The 14,720-nt window shown below is 70.2% G+C and carries 12 protein-coding genes; 9 read left to right on the top strand and 3 right to left on the bottom strand.

The genetic code is table 11. The features are described from left to right. The first annotated feature begins 13 nt into the window (after nt 1–13). The 5 genes from FK267_RS01825 (at nt 14) to FK267_RS01805 (ending at nt 5,217) form a co-directional block, all read left to right on the top strand. Nucleotides 14–1,735 carry a DUF2079 domain-containing protein gene (locus tag FK267_RS01825; RefSeq protein ID WP_141406007.1) on the top strand — a complete coding sequence of 574 codons (1,722 nt, stop codon included), beginning with the start codon at nt 14–16 and terminating at the stop codon, nt 1,733–1,735. After that, a complete protein-coding gene (locus FK267_RS01820) occupies nt 1,728–2,411 on the top strand; it encodes a fluoride efflux transporter FluC (RefSeq protein ID WP_249039330.1) in 684 nt (227 codons plus the stop codon). The genes FK267_RS01825 and FK267_RS01820 overlap by 8 nt, the downstream gene beginning before the upstream one ends. Beyond that, the gene (locus FK267_RS01815; RefSeq protein ID WP_141406006.1) at nt 2,408–2,905 is read left to right on the top strand and encodes a fluoride efflux transporter FluC; all 498 of its coding nucleotides are present in this window, start codon (nt 2,408–2,410) and stop codon (nt 2,903–2,905) included. The genes FK267_RS01820 and FK267_RS01815 overlap by 4 nt, the downstream gene beginning before the upstream one ends. A 223-nt stretch (nt 2,906–3,128) precedes the next feature. Beyond that, complete coding sequence (locus FK267_RS01810) at nt 3,129–4,076, top strand: DsbA family protein (protein ID WP_141406004.1); 948 nt, start codon at nt 3,129–3,131, stop codon at nt 4,074–4,076. Nucleotides 4,077–4,269: 193 nt separating this feature from the next. Beyond that, nucleotides 4,270–5,217: an ROK family glucokinase gene (locus FK267_RS01805; protein ID WP_141406002.1), complete on the top strand. Its 948-nt coding sequence runs from the start codon at nt 4,270–4,272 to the stop codon at nt 5,215–5,217. Between the two features lie 273 nt (nt 5,218–5,490). Here the strand turns inward: FK267_RS01805 and FK267_RS01800 are convergent, their stop codons facing one another. Continuing rightward, nucleotides 5,491–6,789, bottom strand: coding sequence for an AI-2E family transporter (locus FK267_RS01800; protein ID WP_141406000.1), 1,299 nt, complete (start codon nt 6,787–6,789; stop codon nt 5,491–5,493). 190 nt (nt 6,790–6,979) lie between these two features. Then, on the bottom strand, nt 6,980–7,804 hold the full coding sequence (locus FK267_RS01795; protein ID WP_141405998.1) for an alpha/beta fold hydrolase: 825 nt from the start codon (nt 7,802–7,804) through the stop codon (nt 6,980–6,982). A gap of 40 nt (nt 7,805–7,844) precedes the next feature. On the opposite strand from FK267_RS01795, the gene FK267_RS01790 reads away from it, so the two are divergent. Both FK267_RS01790 and FK267_RS01785 read left to right on the top strand, forming a co-directional pair. Then, nucleotides 7,845–8,327, top strand: coding sequence for an S-ribosylhomocysteine lyase (locus FK267_RS01790; RefSeq protein ID WP_009406873.1), 483 nt, complete (start codon nt 7,845–7,847; stop codon nt 8,325–8,327). 437 nt (nt 8,328–8,764) lie between these two features. Beyond that, nucleotides 8,765–9,733, top strand: a complete 969-nt coding sequence (locus FK267_RS01785; RefSeq protein WP_003788621.1) for an AlbA family DNA-binding domain-containing protein — start codon at nt 8,765–8,767, stop codon at nt 9,731–9,733. Nucleotides 9,734–10,168: 435 nt separating this feature from the next. Here FK267_RS01785 and FK267_RS01780 read toward each other — a convergent pair whose 3' ends face one another. Further along, nucleotides 10,169–12,499, bottom strand: a complete 2,331-nt coding sequence (locus FK267_RS01780; RefSeq protein ID WP_141405996.1) for an MMPL family transporter — start codon at nt 12,497–12,499, stop codon at nt 10,169–10,171. A 129-nt stretch (nt 12,500–12,628) separates the two neighbouring features. Between FK267_RS01780 and FK267_RS01775 the strand changes: the two genes are divergently transcribed. Beyond that, nucleotides 12,629–13,252 (top strand): TetR/AcrR family transcriptional regulator, encoded by a 624-nt coding sequence (locus FK267_RS01775; protein WP_141405994.1) that lies wholly within the window; start codon nt 12,629–12,631, stop codon nt 13,250–13,252. 323 nt (nt 13,253–13,575) lie between these two features. Beyond that, complete coding sequence (locus tag FK267_RS01770) at nt 13,576–14,529, top strand: hypothetical protein (protein WP_141405993.1); 954 nt, start codon at nt 13,576–13,578, stop codon at nt 14,527–14,529. Nucleotides 14,530–14,720: the final 191 nt, after the last annotated feature.

The raw sequence follows: 14,720 nt of genomic DNA, 5'->3' as shown, positions 1-14,720 counted from the left end.
TAGGCTCGGCGCCGTGAACCTCAAGGAGCAGATCCGCCACTCGATTCCGGCTGCGATCGTCGTCGTCATCGGCGCCTGGGTGATGATCTACTACTCGATCGTCCAGTGGGAGACGATGAAGCCGGTGCCCAGCTGGGACCTGGCGATCTTCTCCGAGCTGGCCAAGGCCTACGCCCACTTCCAGACCCCGATCGTGCCGGTCAAGGGTGACGGATACAACCTCCTGGGTGACCACTTCCACCCGATCCTCATTCTGCTGGGGCCGATCTGGAGGCTCTTCCCCACGCCCCTGAGCCTGCTCATCACTCAGGACCTGCTGCTGGCGTTCTCGGCATGGCCGCTGACCCGCCTGGCCAGCCGCCTGACGAATGAGTGGGTGGCCGGCGGGCTGGGGCTCGTCTACGTCCTGTCCTGGGGGATGCAGGGGGCCGTGGCGGCACAGTTCCATGAGATCGCCTTCGCGATGCCGCTGCTGGCCTACGCCTCGGTGGCCTTCGTGGAGCGACGCTGGGGGGCGGTGACGGCCTGGTCGGTGCCCCTGGTCCTGGTCAAGGAGGACATGGGGCTGACGGTGCTCATGATCGGAGTGGCCGTCATCCTCACCTCAGCGGTCCCGGCCTGGTATCGCACGTGCACGGTCATCCGGCCCGGTAGCCGTGGGGCCGACGGCCTCGACGCCGCTGGGGATGCTGCTGGGAACTCCGCTGGAAGCGCTCCCCAGGACGACGCCGCCCGCAACCGGCGTCGGGGGCTGCGCCTGGGCGTGGGCATGATCGTCGGCGGGATCGCGGCCTTCCTCTTCGCGATCCAGGTGTTCCTTCCGGCCTTCAACATCAACGGGGTGTGGGACTACGGCCTGAGCTCACAGGACCAGCCCACCTCACCCGACGCCCTGACCCAGAAGGCCACGGTGGTCGTCATGCTGATCCTCACCAGCGGAATCATCGGGGTCACCTCGCCGTGGCTGCTCGTGGTGCTGCCGACGCTGGCGTGGCGGTTCCTGGGGTCGGTGGAGTTCTACTGGGTGTGGGACAACTGGCACTACAACGCCACCCTCATGCCCATCGCGCTGGGGGCGCTGCTCGACGTCGTCGCCCGGCGCCGGGCGCACGGCTCCTACGTGGCCGACCACCCCGTCAGGCAGGTGGGGGTCGATGGCCGAGCGGTCATGGGGCGCTCCGCCCGGGCCGCCCTGGCTGCCGGGGAGGCAGGGGAGGCAGGCACCGCCGGCGAGTCCGACGTCGACGGCCCGCGCCGGCGCCCGACCGCCTTCCCCACCTGGCTCACGGTGCCGATGCGGCACCGCTTCGTGGTGGCCACGAGCATCCTCACCGCGGTGGCCACCGGGGTGCTGACCGCCCCCTACCTCCCGCTGTGGCAGGCCACCAACAAGAACTTCGACCCGCTCGCCGCCGAGGCCAAGCAGAGCGACGAGGCGAAGAGAACCGAGACGCATCGGGTGGCCGTCGCCCACGAGGTCATCGCCACGATCCCCGAGGGGGCCACGGTGGTCACCGACCTGTCGCTGCTGGCCTACCTGGTGCCCCGGGCCGAGGTCTCCTGGGCGGGCACGAGCGGACCCGACAAGGAGTACATCGTCATGACCCCGACCAGCGCCAACCAGTGGGGCAGTAGTGATGCCGCCGCCTGGGGCAAGAAGCACTCCAAGCAGGGAGCCACCTACACCCTCATCTACAACAAGGACAACTACCAGATCGCCAAGCGCAATGGCTGAGGCCGACCCCGGCGCCGGCGCCGGAACCCGCGGCGCCTCCGAGACCGGGGGCGATTCCGCGCCGGGGGCCGTCGCCCGCCCGGGGGCCGGGCCGAGGACTGAGCCGGGAGCCGAGCCGGCCCCGACCGTGGCTGTGTCCCCCTCGACAGCCGGCTCCGCCTCGGGAGCCGCCGCAGACTCCCCGCCAGCAGCCGGGCGGGCCCCATCCGTGACTGCCTCCCTGGCCCTGGTCGCCGCGGGCGGATGCGCGGGCACGCTGGTGCGCGCGGCCCTGGAGCGGGCCTGGCCCGCCTCCCCCGGGCACCTGCCGGTCACGACCCTGGCCCTCAACGTCGTCGGGGCCCTCGCCCTGGGGCTGCTGCTCGGGGCGCTCGGCGAAGGCCGCCCCCGCCTGCGACTGGCCCTGGGCACAGGGGTCCTGGGCGGGCTGACGACGCACTCGACCTTCATCCTGGAGAGCCACCGGCTCCTGACCTCCGGTGGGGACGGCGGCCACCCGGTCCTCGGCGCCGCCTACCTGGTGGGGTCGATGGTGGCCGGGCTGGTGGCGGCCGGGCTTGGGCTGTGGCTGGCCGGCCGTCTGCGCCGCACGGGTCGCACGGGTCGCACAGGCAGTGTGGGCCGAGCAGGCCGAGTGGACCGAGCGGGCAGCGGCCGCCTCCCGGAGGCGTCATGAGCGGGGCCGCCGCCGGGCTGGGAACCTGGCTCACCGACTGGCTCCCCCTGGCGCTGGCCGGCGGGGTGGGGGCGGCCTGCCGCTGGGGCGTGGACACCTCCGTCAGCCGCCTCAGCCGCCGAGTCGCCCGGGAGGCTGCGGCGGGAGGCCGGCAGCGGCGTCGTTCCGGGCTGCGGGCGCCCTGGATGTCGCGGATGCTGCGGATGCCGTGGGGCACGGTCGTCGTCAACGTGACCGCCTGCCTGCTCATGGGCCTGCTCGTGGGCCGGGCGGCCGGCACGCCGCACTCCGGGACCTGGGCCGCCACCGCGCTGACCGTCGTGGGGACCGGCTTCCTGGGCGGGTACTCGACCTTCTCCACGGCCTGCGTCGAGGGGGCGCGCCTGCTGCTGGCCGGGCGGTGGGGGCCGGCTCTGGCGCACGCGGCCCTCATGACGGCGGCGACGCTGGGCGCCGTCGGACTCGGGCTGGCTGCCGGCGCAGCCCTGCGTTAGAGCGCCGCCCGGCCGGGACCCCGCCTCACTTCGACCAAAACTTCACAAACGACGCGGCTCCGGGTCGATTATGAAGATTTGGTCGAAGTGTGTGGGTCGAGGAATGGACGACGGCGCCTCCGCCGGGGCCGATGAGCTTCGGTGACCTTCGTGAGCGTGCCGTAAGCGGCTCGTGAGCGCCCCGTGAGGTTGGCGGGTCTGCCGAGATCGGCCTGAGACGGCTGTGACGAACTGTGCTCTCATCAGCCATATCAGGCGTATTGCGGGGCCTGTCTCCTCTGACAGACTCGCTGCCATGAGTGTTCAGCCGCCTTCTTCGACGCCGACGCAGACGCAGTCGAAGACCAACCGCGCCACGGTCATCACCCTCGTGGTCATCGCCGTCATCCTGGCCGTCCTCGCCGCAGTGCTGCTGCAGAACGTCGCCTCCCGCCGCCATCAAGCCGCCGCCGCCAGCCAGGCGCCCGCCTCCTCCTCCGATTCGGCCGCCGCGGTCCCCGAGCCCGTACCGGCCCCGCCGGTCGCCGACCAGCAGACCCTGGAGCTCATCCACTCCGAGATCCACCGCGACCCGGCCGACGGCCAGGCCAAGGGCAAGGTCGACGCGCCGGTCGTCATGGTCATCTACTCCGACTTCGCCTGCCCCTTCTGCACCCAGTTCGCCCAGAATGTCGAGCCCGAGCTGAACAAGCTGGTGGAGGAGGGCACGCTGCGCATCGAGTGGCGCGACCTGGCCCAGATCAGCGAGACCTCGCCCCTGGCCGCCCAGGCCGGGCGAGCCGCCGCCAAGCAGGGCAAGTTCTGGGAGTTCCACGACGCCGTCTACGCCGCCGCCGATCCCAAGGGCCACCCGGCCTACACCGAGGACTCCCTGGTCGACTTCGCCAAGAAGGCCGGGGTGGCGGACCTGTCGAAGTTCCGCACCGACATGACTGCCGCCGAGACCGTCAAGGCCGTCTCCGAGTCCACCCAGCACGTCCACTCCATCGGCATTCAGGGAACCCCGTTCATGATCGTGGGCGAGACCTACATCAACGGGTACAAGGACGCCGACTACATGACGGCCGTCGTCAAGAGCCAGGCCGCCAAGGCCAAGGAGGCCCAGGGGGCCCAGGGCGCTACCGGGACCGCGAGTCCGACGAGCCCGGCGGCACCGGCGTCGGCGCACTGACCGCCGCGCAGCGGAGCGCCGATGGCGCCCCTCGGCTCAGGTGCTCCCGCCCCACGCCGGGGCTCCTCCCCCGACTCGCCCCATGGGCGGGCCGGGGGACGCTATTCTTCCACCACTTATCCCATTGATCGTCTGACGAGCAACGACGCAAGCAGCGACGTCAGCAACGGTCGTTTCACCAAGGAGCGCGAGCATGGCACTGAGCATCGGAGTGGATGTCGGCGGAACGAAGATCGCGGCCGGCGTCGTCGACGACGAGGGGAAGGTTCTTCAGACGATTCGGCGCGACTCCCCCGCCGCCGACCGCCAGGCGATCATTGACACGATCACGACGGTGGTGCGCCGGCTGCGGGAGGACTTCCCCGACGTGGCCACCGTGGGCATCGGGGCGGCGGGCTTCGTGTCCTCCGACCGCAACACGATGGCGCACGGCACCAACCTGGACTGGACCGGGATGCGGATCGGCGACGTCGTCTCCGAGGGCGTGGGCCTGCCCGTCGTCGTCGAGAACGACGCCAATGCCTTCGGGTGGGCCGAGGCCCGTTTCGGGGCGGCCCGCGGCAAGCGCAATGCCCTCATCGTGGCCATCGGCACCGGCGTGGGCGGGGCCATCATCGTCGACGGGCACCTCCTGCGCGGGGCGGCCGGATTCGGCGGGGAGATCGGGCACCTCAACGTCGTTCCCGGCGGCCGCCCCTGCGGGTGCGGCCTGCGCGGGTGCCTGGAGCGCTACAGCGCCGGCACGGCCCTGGGCATCAACGCCTGGGAGCTGGCGCAGTTCCGCCCCGACTACGCGGCCCGCATCATCGAGCTCTCCGGCGGCAACCCGGAGCACATCTCCGGCAAGGCCGTCACCGCCGCGGCCCGCGAGGGGGACCCCGCCGCCCTGGAGTGCTACGAGCAGCTCACCCACTGGCTGGGGGTGGGACTGGCCGACATGTGCGCGCTGCTGGACCCCGAGGTCATCGTCATCGCCGGCGGTCTGGCCGAGGCCGGCGACATCCTGCTCGCCCCCACGCGCAAGGCCTTCGCCGAGAACCTCACGGCCGGCACCCACCGCCCCGCCATCCCGGTGGTCCTGGCCGAGGGCGGTCAGGAGGCCGGGCTCGTCGGAGCCGCGGACCTGGCCCGCCAGCCCTGAGGGCCGCGGGGCGTCGGTCGAGGAGCCGTCTGGGAAGCCGTCCGGCCGCGCCGAGGCCTGAGCCCGAGGGCTCCCTCACCGGCCAGCTGAACGGCAGATCGCGTCATCGAGAACGTACTTTCTGAACGAGGACTGCGTTCTCCTCCAGATGACTGGGGACGGACCTCAGTGATCTGGAGGAGAAGTACGTTCTCGGGGCGAAACGCAGTCGCCGATTCCCTGAGCGCCAGGCTCGCCCTGCGGCCATCAGTGCGCCGGGGCGCAGGCCTGAGCTCAGTCCTTGGTGGCCCGGCTCGAGTCCGCGGGCGCGGAGACCTCGACGTCGTCGCCGTCGGCGCGCACGGCCGACTTGCCGGCCTTCTCACGCTCCTTGATGACCTCGGCGCGCTTCTCGACGACGGCCCGGCCGTAGTCGGGATCGGCCTCGCCGACGCCGTCGCCGTCGAGGTCGAGCTGGTCGAGCACGCCCTGGTCGAGCTCATCGGGGTCGCGCACGGGCGAGTCGCCGGCGGACAGGAAGATCCCCACCCAGCGCGAGCGCGGGTCGGAGTCGATGAGGAGGGCCTTGACGAACAGGGTCAGCGGCACCGCCAGGATCGTCCCCAACGCCCCGGTGACGGTGGACCAGAACAGCAGGCACAGGAAGGTCGTCGTCGTATTGAGCCCCACCGCGTCCCCAGTGAACTTGGGCTGGATGAGGGACTGGATGACGAAGTTGGCCGCCGTGTAGGACAGCACCACCCACAGCGCCGTCCAAGGGCCGGAGTCCACCAGCCCCAGGATCGCCGGCGGCACCACGCCCAGGACGAAGCCGATATTCGGGATGTAGTTGGTGATGAAGGAGACCACGCCCCAGGTGATGGCCATCGGCACATTCAGGTACCACAGGGTGACCGCGTTGATGACGGCCACGATGAGACCGAAGACCGTCGAGACCATCCAGTAGGAGCGCACCGCCTCACAGAAGGACACCAGGGCGGAGGCCATGCCCGGTTTGAGGACACCGAGGGCCGCGGTGCGGATCTCGATCTTGGCGGTGTCGAACATGAGGAAGACGACCACCATCGACATGACGCCCATCATCGCGCTGGCCGAGGTCAGCTGCCCCAGGACCGACTGCGCCACCATGACGAGCTGGGAGGTGTCCAGGACGTTGGTGACCTGCTTGAGCACCGCGGACTGGTCGACCCCCATGCTGTTGAGCTGGGTCTCGACCTGCTTCCAGATCGCCTGGAACTTGGGGGCGTACTGCGGCAGGGTGTCGACGAGCTGGGCGACGGCGACGGCCAGGGCCGCGAACAGCAGGACGACGAAGGTGAAGATGAGCGCGATCGCCGCCGTCGCCGCGACCACGCGCGGCACCCGGTGGCGCGTCATCCAGGACACCAGCGGCCGGACCGTCACCACGAGGGTGAGGGCGAAGAAGGCCGGGGCGAAGAGGTCCTGGATGAGATAGAGCCCCACCGCGCCAATGGTCAGTGCCGCCAGGAGATAGGCGATGGTCTCCCCCTGCGTGCGCTCCCCGGGGAGGGGAACGGCGGCCTTCCGAGCTTTTTCCGACACAGCTGCCATGGGCGCATCCTCCCACGGACGGGCGGCGCGCAGCGCTCTGACGGGCCTGTGCGCGCCGTGGGAGCTCTCCCCTTTTCCGCGGTCGCGGTGGTGACGCGGCAGTGGCACGACGGCGCGGCGACGGTGTGGCGACGGCGCTCCGGCGACAGTCCGGCGGCCGGGTGGAGCCCCGGTGGCCTGCGGTCCCGCCTCAGCCCACCGGCAGGACCTCGGCCAGCCAGGTGTCGACGGCGCGGTAGAAGGCCTGCGGGTCGCTGCGGCGCACCTGGTGGCCGGCCCCGGGCACGAGGACCGGGGTGATGCGGGGGTTGCGGGCGGCGGCGGCCAGGCCCTCGCTGCCCACGCGGGCGCTGCCGGGCCGGTCGCCGGTGAGCAGCAGGGCGGGGACCTCGAGGGCGGCCATGGCCTCGTCCCAGGGGACCTCGGGGGCGACGACGCCGGACAGCAGCAGGCCCGGGTCGGTGCGCTGGGAGGCCCATACACCCGGGAGGGCCTCGGCGTCGGGCATGGTCTCCAGGGCGCGACCGACGGCGGCCGGCAGGTCGGCGACCTCGGCGGCGCGGGCCCGCTCCCGGGCGGCGCCGCGGGCCAGGAGCTCGCGCGGGCTGCGGGTGCCGAAGCGGGCCGGGTCCTCCAGGACGACGCCGCAGAGCAGGTCGGGGCGACGGACGGCGGCCACCATGGCGGTGGCCGCGCCCATCGAGTGACCGATGACGACCGGGGCGGGCGGCGTCGGCAGGCCCAGGGCGGCCCGGCCGCGCGAGGCGGCCTCCAACTCCTCCAGGACGACGATGAGGTCCTCCACGAGGACCTCCCCGGCCCGCTCGAGCTGGGCCGACTCCCACCGCGGGGACAGGCCGTGCCCGCGGGCGTCGACCGCTACGACCCGGTAGCCGCGGCCCACCCAGTGGTCGATGGCCTCGGCCAGGGAGACCGCGGAGCCGGTGATGCCGTGGAGTAGGACCAGGGTGGGGGCGTCGTCGGGCCCCGTGACGATGCGCGCCAGTGAAGTCATGGCCCCATCCTGCCTCGTGACCGCCCCGTAGGCTGAGCCCATGAGCGAGACGAGCCAGCAAAGCACGCCGAGGATGAACGTCGAGTCCTTCAACCTGGACCACACCAAGGTGGCCGCGCCCTACGTGCGCGTCGCCGACCGCAAGGAGCTGCCCGGCGGGGACGTGCTCGTCAAGTACGACGTGCGGTTCTGCCAGCCCAACCACGAGCACCTGGAGATGGAGGCCGTGCACTCCATCGAGCACCTGAGCGCCGAGCTCATGCGCAACCACACCGACCGGCTCATCGACTTCTCCCCCATGGGCTGCCAGACCGGCTTCTACGCCCTCATGCTGGGGGTGGAGACCGAGGAGTTCCTGCCACTGCTGGAGGCGACCTTCCGCGACATCCTCACTGCTCAGGAGGTGCCGGCGGCCAACGAGGTCCAGTGCGGCTGGGGGGCGAACCACTCGCTGGCCGCCGCCCAGGAGGCGGTGCGCGACTTCCTCGCCGCCCGCGAGGAGTGGACGCAGGTCATGGCCTGACGCAGCCGCGCGACCCTGTGCCGCCCGGCCGGGGACGTCCTGCGCGCCCGGGGACACTCCCTGCCAGCCGGGGACAAGCTGCGCGTGCGGGGACCGTATTCCTGTCCCCGACGGCGTCGAACGCCCCCGCCCGGAACGACACGCACCCGGCCGCGCGGAATGTCCCCGCCGGCGAGACGCGGAGCCGGCACAACCAAGCGCCACCGAGACCAGGAACCACCGAGACCAGGAACCGCGGAGAGGACCGTCCTCACAGTCTGGCAACACCGGGCCTGGCACAGTCATGGAGCGGGACGGCGCGCCGTCGCCGGGCTCCGACGTCGGGCCCGGTCCAGCACCGGCACCGGCACCAACCGCATCCTGAATCGCACTCAGCCCACCCCCGCCCACCCCGTGCCCGCGCCGCGAGGCACCGAGACGAAGAGAACCTGACGCACGTGGAGAGCATCGAGACCGTCACCATCACCAACCCCGCCAACCCCATCCTCATCTGGTGGGTCATCGCCCAGCCGCTGCTGCTCCTGCTGTCCTTCCTCGTGGGGCGGCTGACGCGGTTCCTGCTGCGCGGGCGAGTCTCCGTGTCGGGTGCGGCGGCCACGCTCATCGCGCTTGTCGGCCTGTGGCTGGGGCTGCTGCTGGCGGGGTGGATCTTCGACGAGGGCGACCTGTTCTCGTTCAAGATGCTGGCGACCTCCTGCGGCGTGGCGGTCGTGGTGCTGGTGGCAACCTCCGCGGTGCTGGCGCGCGTCCAGCACCATCCCACGCTGCTGCCGATCGCGGAGGTCGCCCAGATGGGCGAGTCCGACCGCCTGGAGTTCAAGTCCTCGGCGCGCTGGAACCTGCGCACGGACAAGCGCGATGAGGCCATGGAGGAGGTCGTCGCCAAGACGGTGGCGGCCTTCATGAACTCCGCGGGCGGCACGCTCCTGCTCGGCGTCGATGACGGCGGCAACCTCATCGGGCTCGGCCCCGACTACGCGACCCTCAAACAGCCCGACGCCGACCGTTTCGAGCTGTGGCTGCGCGGCATGTGGCGCACGCGCATGGGCACGAACGCGGCGGCACTGCCCCGGGTGGACTTCGCGCCCACCCCGGACGGGACCGCGGAGGTGTGCCGGGTGACGGCGCCCCCATCCCCGCTGCCGGTCTACCTCAAGCCGGCCAAAGGGCACGACGGAGCGGCGCTGTGGGTGCGGGTCGGCAACTCGACGCGGCGCCTGGAGGTGGACGACGCGGTCGACTACGTCATGCTGCGTTGGCCGCGGATCAACCACGTGGCCTGGCCGATCCGGCTGGGGAACTTCCTGCTGCGCCGCGACCAGTCGCGCCGGGCACTGCCCATCAACCCGGCCGCGGCCGTCACCGCCGCCACGGGCTCCCGGGACGACGAGGGTGCGGGTCAGTAGGGCGTCGCAGACCATGGGGCACCGGAACACAGTGGGGCCCACCGCCAGGCACCACCGGCTCACCGTCCCACGCCGGTACCCCAGAACCCGCCCCACCGCCGAGGCCGACTCACCAGCCACCACCCGCGCCACCGCATCACGACGCACATCCTGACCAACCCCAGAACCAGACACAAAACACCCCTCCCACGAATGGTGCATCCACCACCAGACCCCACCGACACCTCCCCACGACCGGGGACATCCTGCGCACCCGGGGACACTTCCCCGCGGCCGGGGACATCCTGCGCGTCCGGTGACCGTATTCCTGTCCCCGACGGCGTCGAACGCCCCCGCCCGGAAGGACACGCACCCGGCCGCGTGGAATGTCCCCGGCAAGGGCGGGCCGGCGGCAATCCACCTGACCCGCCCTCGCCAGACCCCGCGAGCGCGGGCTCAGGACACGACAGCGGCCTGCCTGTCCTCGGCGTCCGCGGCCTCATCGCCCGAGCTGTCCGTCACCGGTCGGGCGGACTGGCCGGCGGCGGCCTCCTCCTGCTCCAGTACCTGCTCCAGGCCCTCCCCCTCGACGTCGACGACGGGGAGCAGCCGGTCCAGCCATGCCGGCAGCCACCAGGCCTTCTCTCCCAGCGCCGCCATGAGCGCAGGGATGAGGGTCATGCGCACGAGGAAGGCGTCGGCGGCGATCCCGACGGTCAGGCCAAGGGCGATGGGCTTGACGTACACGTTGTCGGTGTGGACGAAGGCCATGAAGACGCCGATCATGATGACGGCCGCCGCGACCACGACTTTCGCGCTTCCCAGGAATCCGGTCTCGACCGCCGCGACGGCCACCTCGCGGCGAGCCTCAGGCGTCGCATCAGTCGCGTCGCCGCGCCGTCGGCTCCACTCCTCGCGCATGCGTGAAACGAGGAAGACCTGGTAGTCCATGGCCAGCCCGAACAGGACTCCCATGACGATGACCGGTAGGAAGGAGATGACGGCGCCAACCTTGGAGACGGCCAGGAGGTCGGCAGCCCAGCCCCAGCCGAAGACGGCCCCCACGGCGCCCATGCCCGCGCCCAGAGACAGCAGGTACCCGAGGGTCGCGGTCACGGGAACGGCAATGGAGCGGAAGACCACCATGAGGAGGATGAGCGAGAGGCCCACCACCACAATGCCGAAGGGGATGAGGGCGGCGTTGAGCTCCTCGGCGACATCGATCGCAACGGCGGTCTGACCGGTGACCATGACGTTAGTAAGCCCGTAGCGGCTCTCATAGTCACCGGCGTGGGAGCGGATGTTGCGCACGAGCTCCATCGTGGAGGGGTCGGCCTGCGATTTCTCGGGGCGGAGCTGGACGAAGGCGAGGGTCCCGTCCTCGTTGGGAGTGGCCAGGGAGACTCCCTCGACGCCGTCGAGCTGGGAGAGGTCACGGGCCAGACCCTGGACCGCGGCGACGGAGCCGGAGGGCTGAGAGATGTCAGCGATCACGACGATCGGAGAGTTGTAGCCCTCTCCGTAGGCCGCGGCGACGGCGTCGTAGGTCTCGCGCTGCTGCGACCCTTTCTCAGCGAAGCCGTTGTCGGTCAGGGCGAGGCGCAGGCCGCTGACGGGGACGGCGCACAGTCCCAGAAGGACGACGACGGCGCCGATGGTCACCCACGGGCGGCGGGTCACCGTGCGCACCCAGCGGGAGGCCGGCCTCCGGTCCGCGTCCGCGCCGACGCCGGCGACCTTGCGACGCCTCGGGAGCAGGCGCTGACCGAGGAGGCCGATGAGAGCAGGAACGACCGTCAGGGCCACGAGCACGGCCACTGCCACGACCGCCGCCGAGGCCAGCCCCATCGTGGTCAGGAACCTGATGCCGGCCACGCTCAAACCACACAGGGCCACGATGACCGTGGTGCCGGCGAAGACGACGGCCCCTCCGGAGGTGGCGGTGGCCCGACCTGCTGCCTCGGCCGGATCAACGCCGTCGGCGAGGTACTCGCGCGCCCGAGAGACGATGAACAGGGCGTAGTCGATGCTGACCGCCAGTCCGATCATGACGGCCAGGACCGGGGTGGTGGAGTTGATGTCGGTGATGCTCGCCGCCGCGAGGATGCCGAGCATGCCGACGCCCACGCCGGCGGCGGCGGCGATGAGCGGGGTACCCGCGGCCACGAGGGAGCCGAAGGTGATGAGCAGGACGATCGCGGCGATGGCGACGCCGACGAGCTCAACGGCGGAGATGCCGATCCCCACCTCCTGGTCGATGTTGCCGCTGCGCTGGACTGTCAGAGACGGGTCCATGGCCTCGGCGCGCTCGGCGAGGGTGTCGAGGTCCTGGGCGACGGTCTTGGCCTTCGGTGTGGTTCCGGTGGTGATGGAGCCGACCGAGGCGTCCGTCTGCACCTGGACGAGTACGTGGGCGCCGTCCGCGGAGACGGATGACGCAACGCCTGCGGTCTTGTCACCGAAGGGCGGGGAAACCGTGGCGACGCCGTCGATCTGCGATGCCCGAAGAGCAAAGGCGTTGACCGCCGGGGCGTGGTTCTCGATGCGGCCGTTGGAGCTGGTGATGAGGACCTGCTCGCTGGTGCCCGCCGCCTGGGGAAGCCGATCGGTGAGGACCTCCAGGCCGCGCATCGACTCAGTGCCGGAAATGGTGAAGGTGTCGTCGAGCTGGATACCGGTGGTGGCGACGACGCCGCCGAGGGCAGCGATAAGCAGCGCCCAGGCCGCGAGGACCCGGGTGGCGTGACGAGCGCACCATCGCCCCAGGGATAAAAGGAAGGTGGACATGGCGGACCTTTCAGAAGGTACGGAGATGATCGAATTCGATACGCAAACGTACTGGATACATTCATGTATTGAAACCCAGGACGTTGTGACTCCTCGCACCCCTATGGCGCCGGTAAGGTGGGCGGTCTCATGACACCGAGTACCGACCCGCCCGCCGCCGAGCGCACGCTGCGCAAGCGGGAGAACACCCGCGCCCGCCTCATTGAGGCGGCTGCGGACATCGTTGCCTCCAAGGGCATTGCCAGCACTCGCATTGACGACGTCGTCAAACAGGCCGGCTTCACCCGGGGCGCCTTCTACTCCAACTACTCCTCACTCCAGGACGTCCTGACCGAGGCCATCGTCACGCGCTCCAACACCTTGCTGTCACGGGTCACGCAAGCCATCGACTCCTTCGAGGGCGCCCCCACGATGGACTCGCTGATGGAGCTGCTCGAGGCCATCCGCCCCGAGGCCCGCACCATCTACCTGCTGACCACGGAGTACTCCCTCTTCCAGCTGCGCAACCCCGACAGCCCGACAATCCCCGGTACGGCGCGCGCCGACTTCACCGCCAGACTGTCCGGGACGGTCGAGAAGGTTCTCGCCCGCATGGGGCGCCGCCCCACCGTCCCCACGGCGAGCCTGGCCGACCTCGTCAGCCTGCTCTTCATGGACTCGATCACTGAGAACGCGGACTGCGACAGGCTGCGAGACCTCATCGAGGCGGTCATTATCGGGCTGAGCACGCCGACGCAGACCGGCGACGCCTGACGTCGCTCCACACCAGAGCTTGCCTCCTGGCGAAGCGAGGATTCCACCCCGACAGAAGGCCACCGCCCCACCGACCCCCACTGCACGCTCTCTACAGCGCCTCGACAGAGTTGCCGTGCGGCGAATCTGTCCAGATGGGACGACTTTGAATCACGGCACCCGCACCGCGGTCTACAAAAGCCCAGGTCATCGCCCTGTTACTTCCTGATAGTGGCTGCGATCGGCCGTCAAAGCCGTCCCCTCTGGACAAAACGGACACACCTCAGTCCACAACCCCCCACTCCAGCAAGGCGCGTTTTGATGATGTTTGACATCATTTAGGTATGGATAAGTCATCCAGGATCGAGGGACTGCTGGCGCGTCTCGCCGCTTACCAGGGAGCAGCGCGCCTGAGCACGCTGTGCAGCACGCGGACCGAGCGTCGTCTGGTTGCCCGAGCCGCCGCCGACGGGCTCGTCACTCTTCACCCGAACCACGTGGCCGCGCTGAAGGGCGCCGACCCTCGTTTCATCCTCTGCCGACGCATCAGGGGTGTCATCACCTGTGCCCACGCGATGCGGCACTACGGCCTACCGCTGCAATCAGCGCCCACAACGTTGCATATCGCCATCCCCTGCAACCAGGGTCACATACCGGACGCAATCGGACGCGTCGTCACCCATCGGTTGAGTGGACTCATTCTGCCCGCCGCAGATGCGGCACCGGTGGCACCCGTGGAGCCGGCACTCATCTGTTACCTGCGTTGTGCGGATGAGCTTGATGCACTCATCGCGCTCGATGCGGCCCTTCGACTTGGTCTGACGACCCGTTCTCAGCTTGAGAGCCTCCTACGGGGTCCGCGAAACCACCGCTCCCGCACGCTTGTGTCGCGGTCGCTCCCCGATGCCCGCTCTCTTCTGGAGACGATCGCTCGTTACGAGCTGGAAGAGGCGGGATACCGGCCGGCGACGGCAGTGTTCGTCCCGGGCGTTGGAGAGGTGGATCTGGTGCTGACAGCTCATCCACACGACCTCATCCCCGGTCTCACGCCCGACACCAAGGCGCTTCGAGCAGACAGTCACCCAGCACTTCTCATCGAAACGGACGGCTACGCCTTTCACTCCTCCCATCTCGACTGGGAGCACGACCACCTGCGCGACCAGGCCGCACTCACCGCGAGTCACGTTCCAGTGCGTCTGACTAGCCGACAGGTCCTCCAGCACAGCACGGTCGAAATTGTCGCCCCCATCGCCATGCGCATGGGGATCACCCCGATCATCCCGCTCCAGGCAGGGTGATGGCACTCTTACCTCATAGGTTCCGAGTGCGACGGGCACGGCAGACGAACCGGAGGGAACCGTCACCTGGATCGTTGGCGGGCGCATCCCGCCGCATCTGCCCCGCCCGGGAACCAGACGCCCCAGCTCTTGACCCGCGGACGTATGACGGCAGCATGTCTTCAGAGCAACGACACCGGCAGAGTCACCAT

The organism is Actinomyces oris (genome assembly GCF_006546825.1).
In the GTDB taxonomy this organism is placed as follows: Bacteria; Actinomycetota; Actinomycetes; order Actinomycetales; family Actinomycetaceae; genus Actinomyces; species Actinomyces oris.
Note: the sequence above shows the minus strand (reverse complement) of the source record. Positions and strands in the feature narration are given on the sequence as shown.

Bases quoted from the DNA above. Each gene is read 5' to 3' on its own strand.
- FK267_RS01805 (WP_141406002.1), top strand. From the start codon at position 4,270: ATGGCACTGAGCATCGGAGTGGATGTCGGCGGAACGAAGATCGCGGCC.
- FK267_RS01775 (WP_141405994.1), top strand. From the start codon at position 12,629: ATGACACCGAGTACCGACCCGCCCGCCGCCGAGCGCACGCTGCGCAAG.
- FK267_RS01770 (WP_141405993.1), top strand. From the start codon at position 13,576: ATGGATAAGTCATCCAGGATCGAGGGACTGCTGGCGCGTCTCGCCGCT.
- FK267_RS01800 (WP_141406000.1), bottom strand. From the start codon at position 6,789: ATGGCAGCTGTGTCGGAAAAAGCTCGGAAGGCCGCCGTTCCCCTCCCC.
- FK267_RS01780 (WP_141405996.1), bottom strand. From the start codon at position 12,499: ATGTCCACCTTCCTTTTATCCCTGGGGCGATGGTGCGCTCGTCACGCC.
- FK267_RS01790 (WP_009406873.1), top strand. From the start codon at position 7,845: ATGAGCGAGACGAGCCAGCAAAGCACGCCGAGGATGAACGTCGAGTCC.
- FK267_RS01795 (WP_141405998.1), bottom strand. From the start codon at position 7,804: ATGACTTCACTGGCGCGCATCGTCACGGGGCCCGACGACGCCCCCACC.
- FK267_RS01820 (WP_249039330.1), top strand. From the start codon at position 1,728: ATGGCTGAGGCCGACCCCGGCGCCGGCGCCGGAACCCGCGGCGCCTCC.
- FK267_RS01815 (WP_141406006.1), top strand. From the start codon at position 2,408: ATGAGCGGGGCCGCCGCCGGGCTGGGAACCTGGCTCACCGACTGGCTC.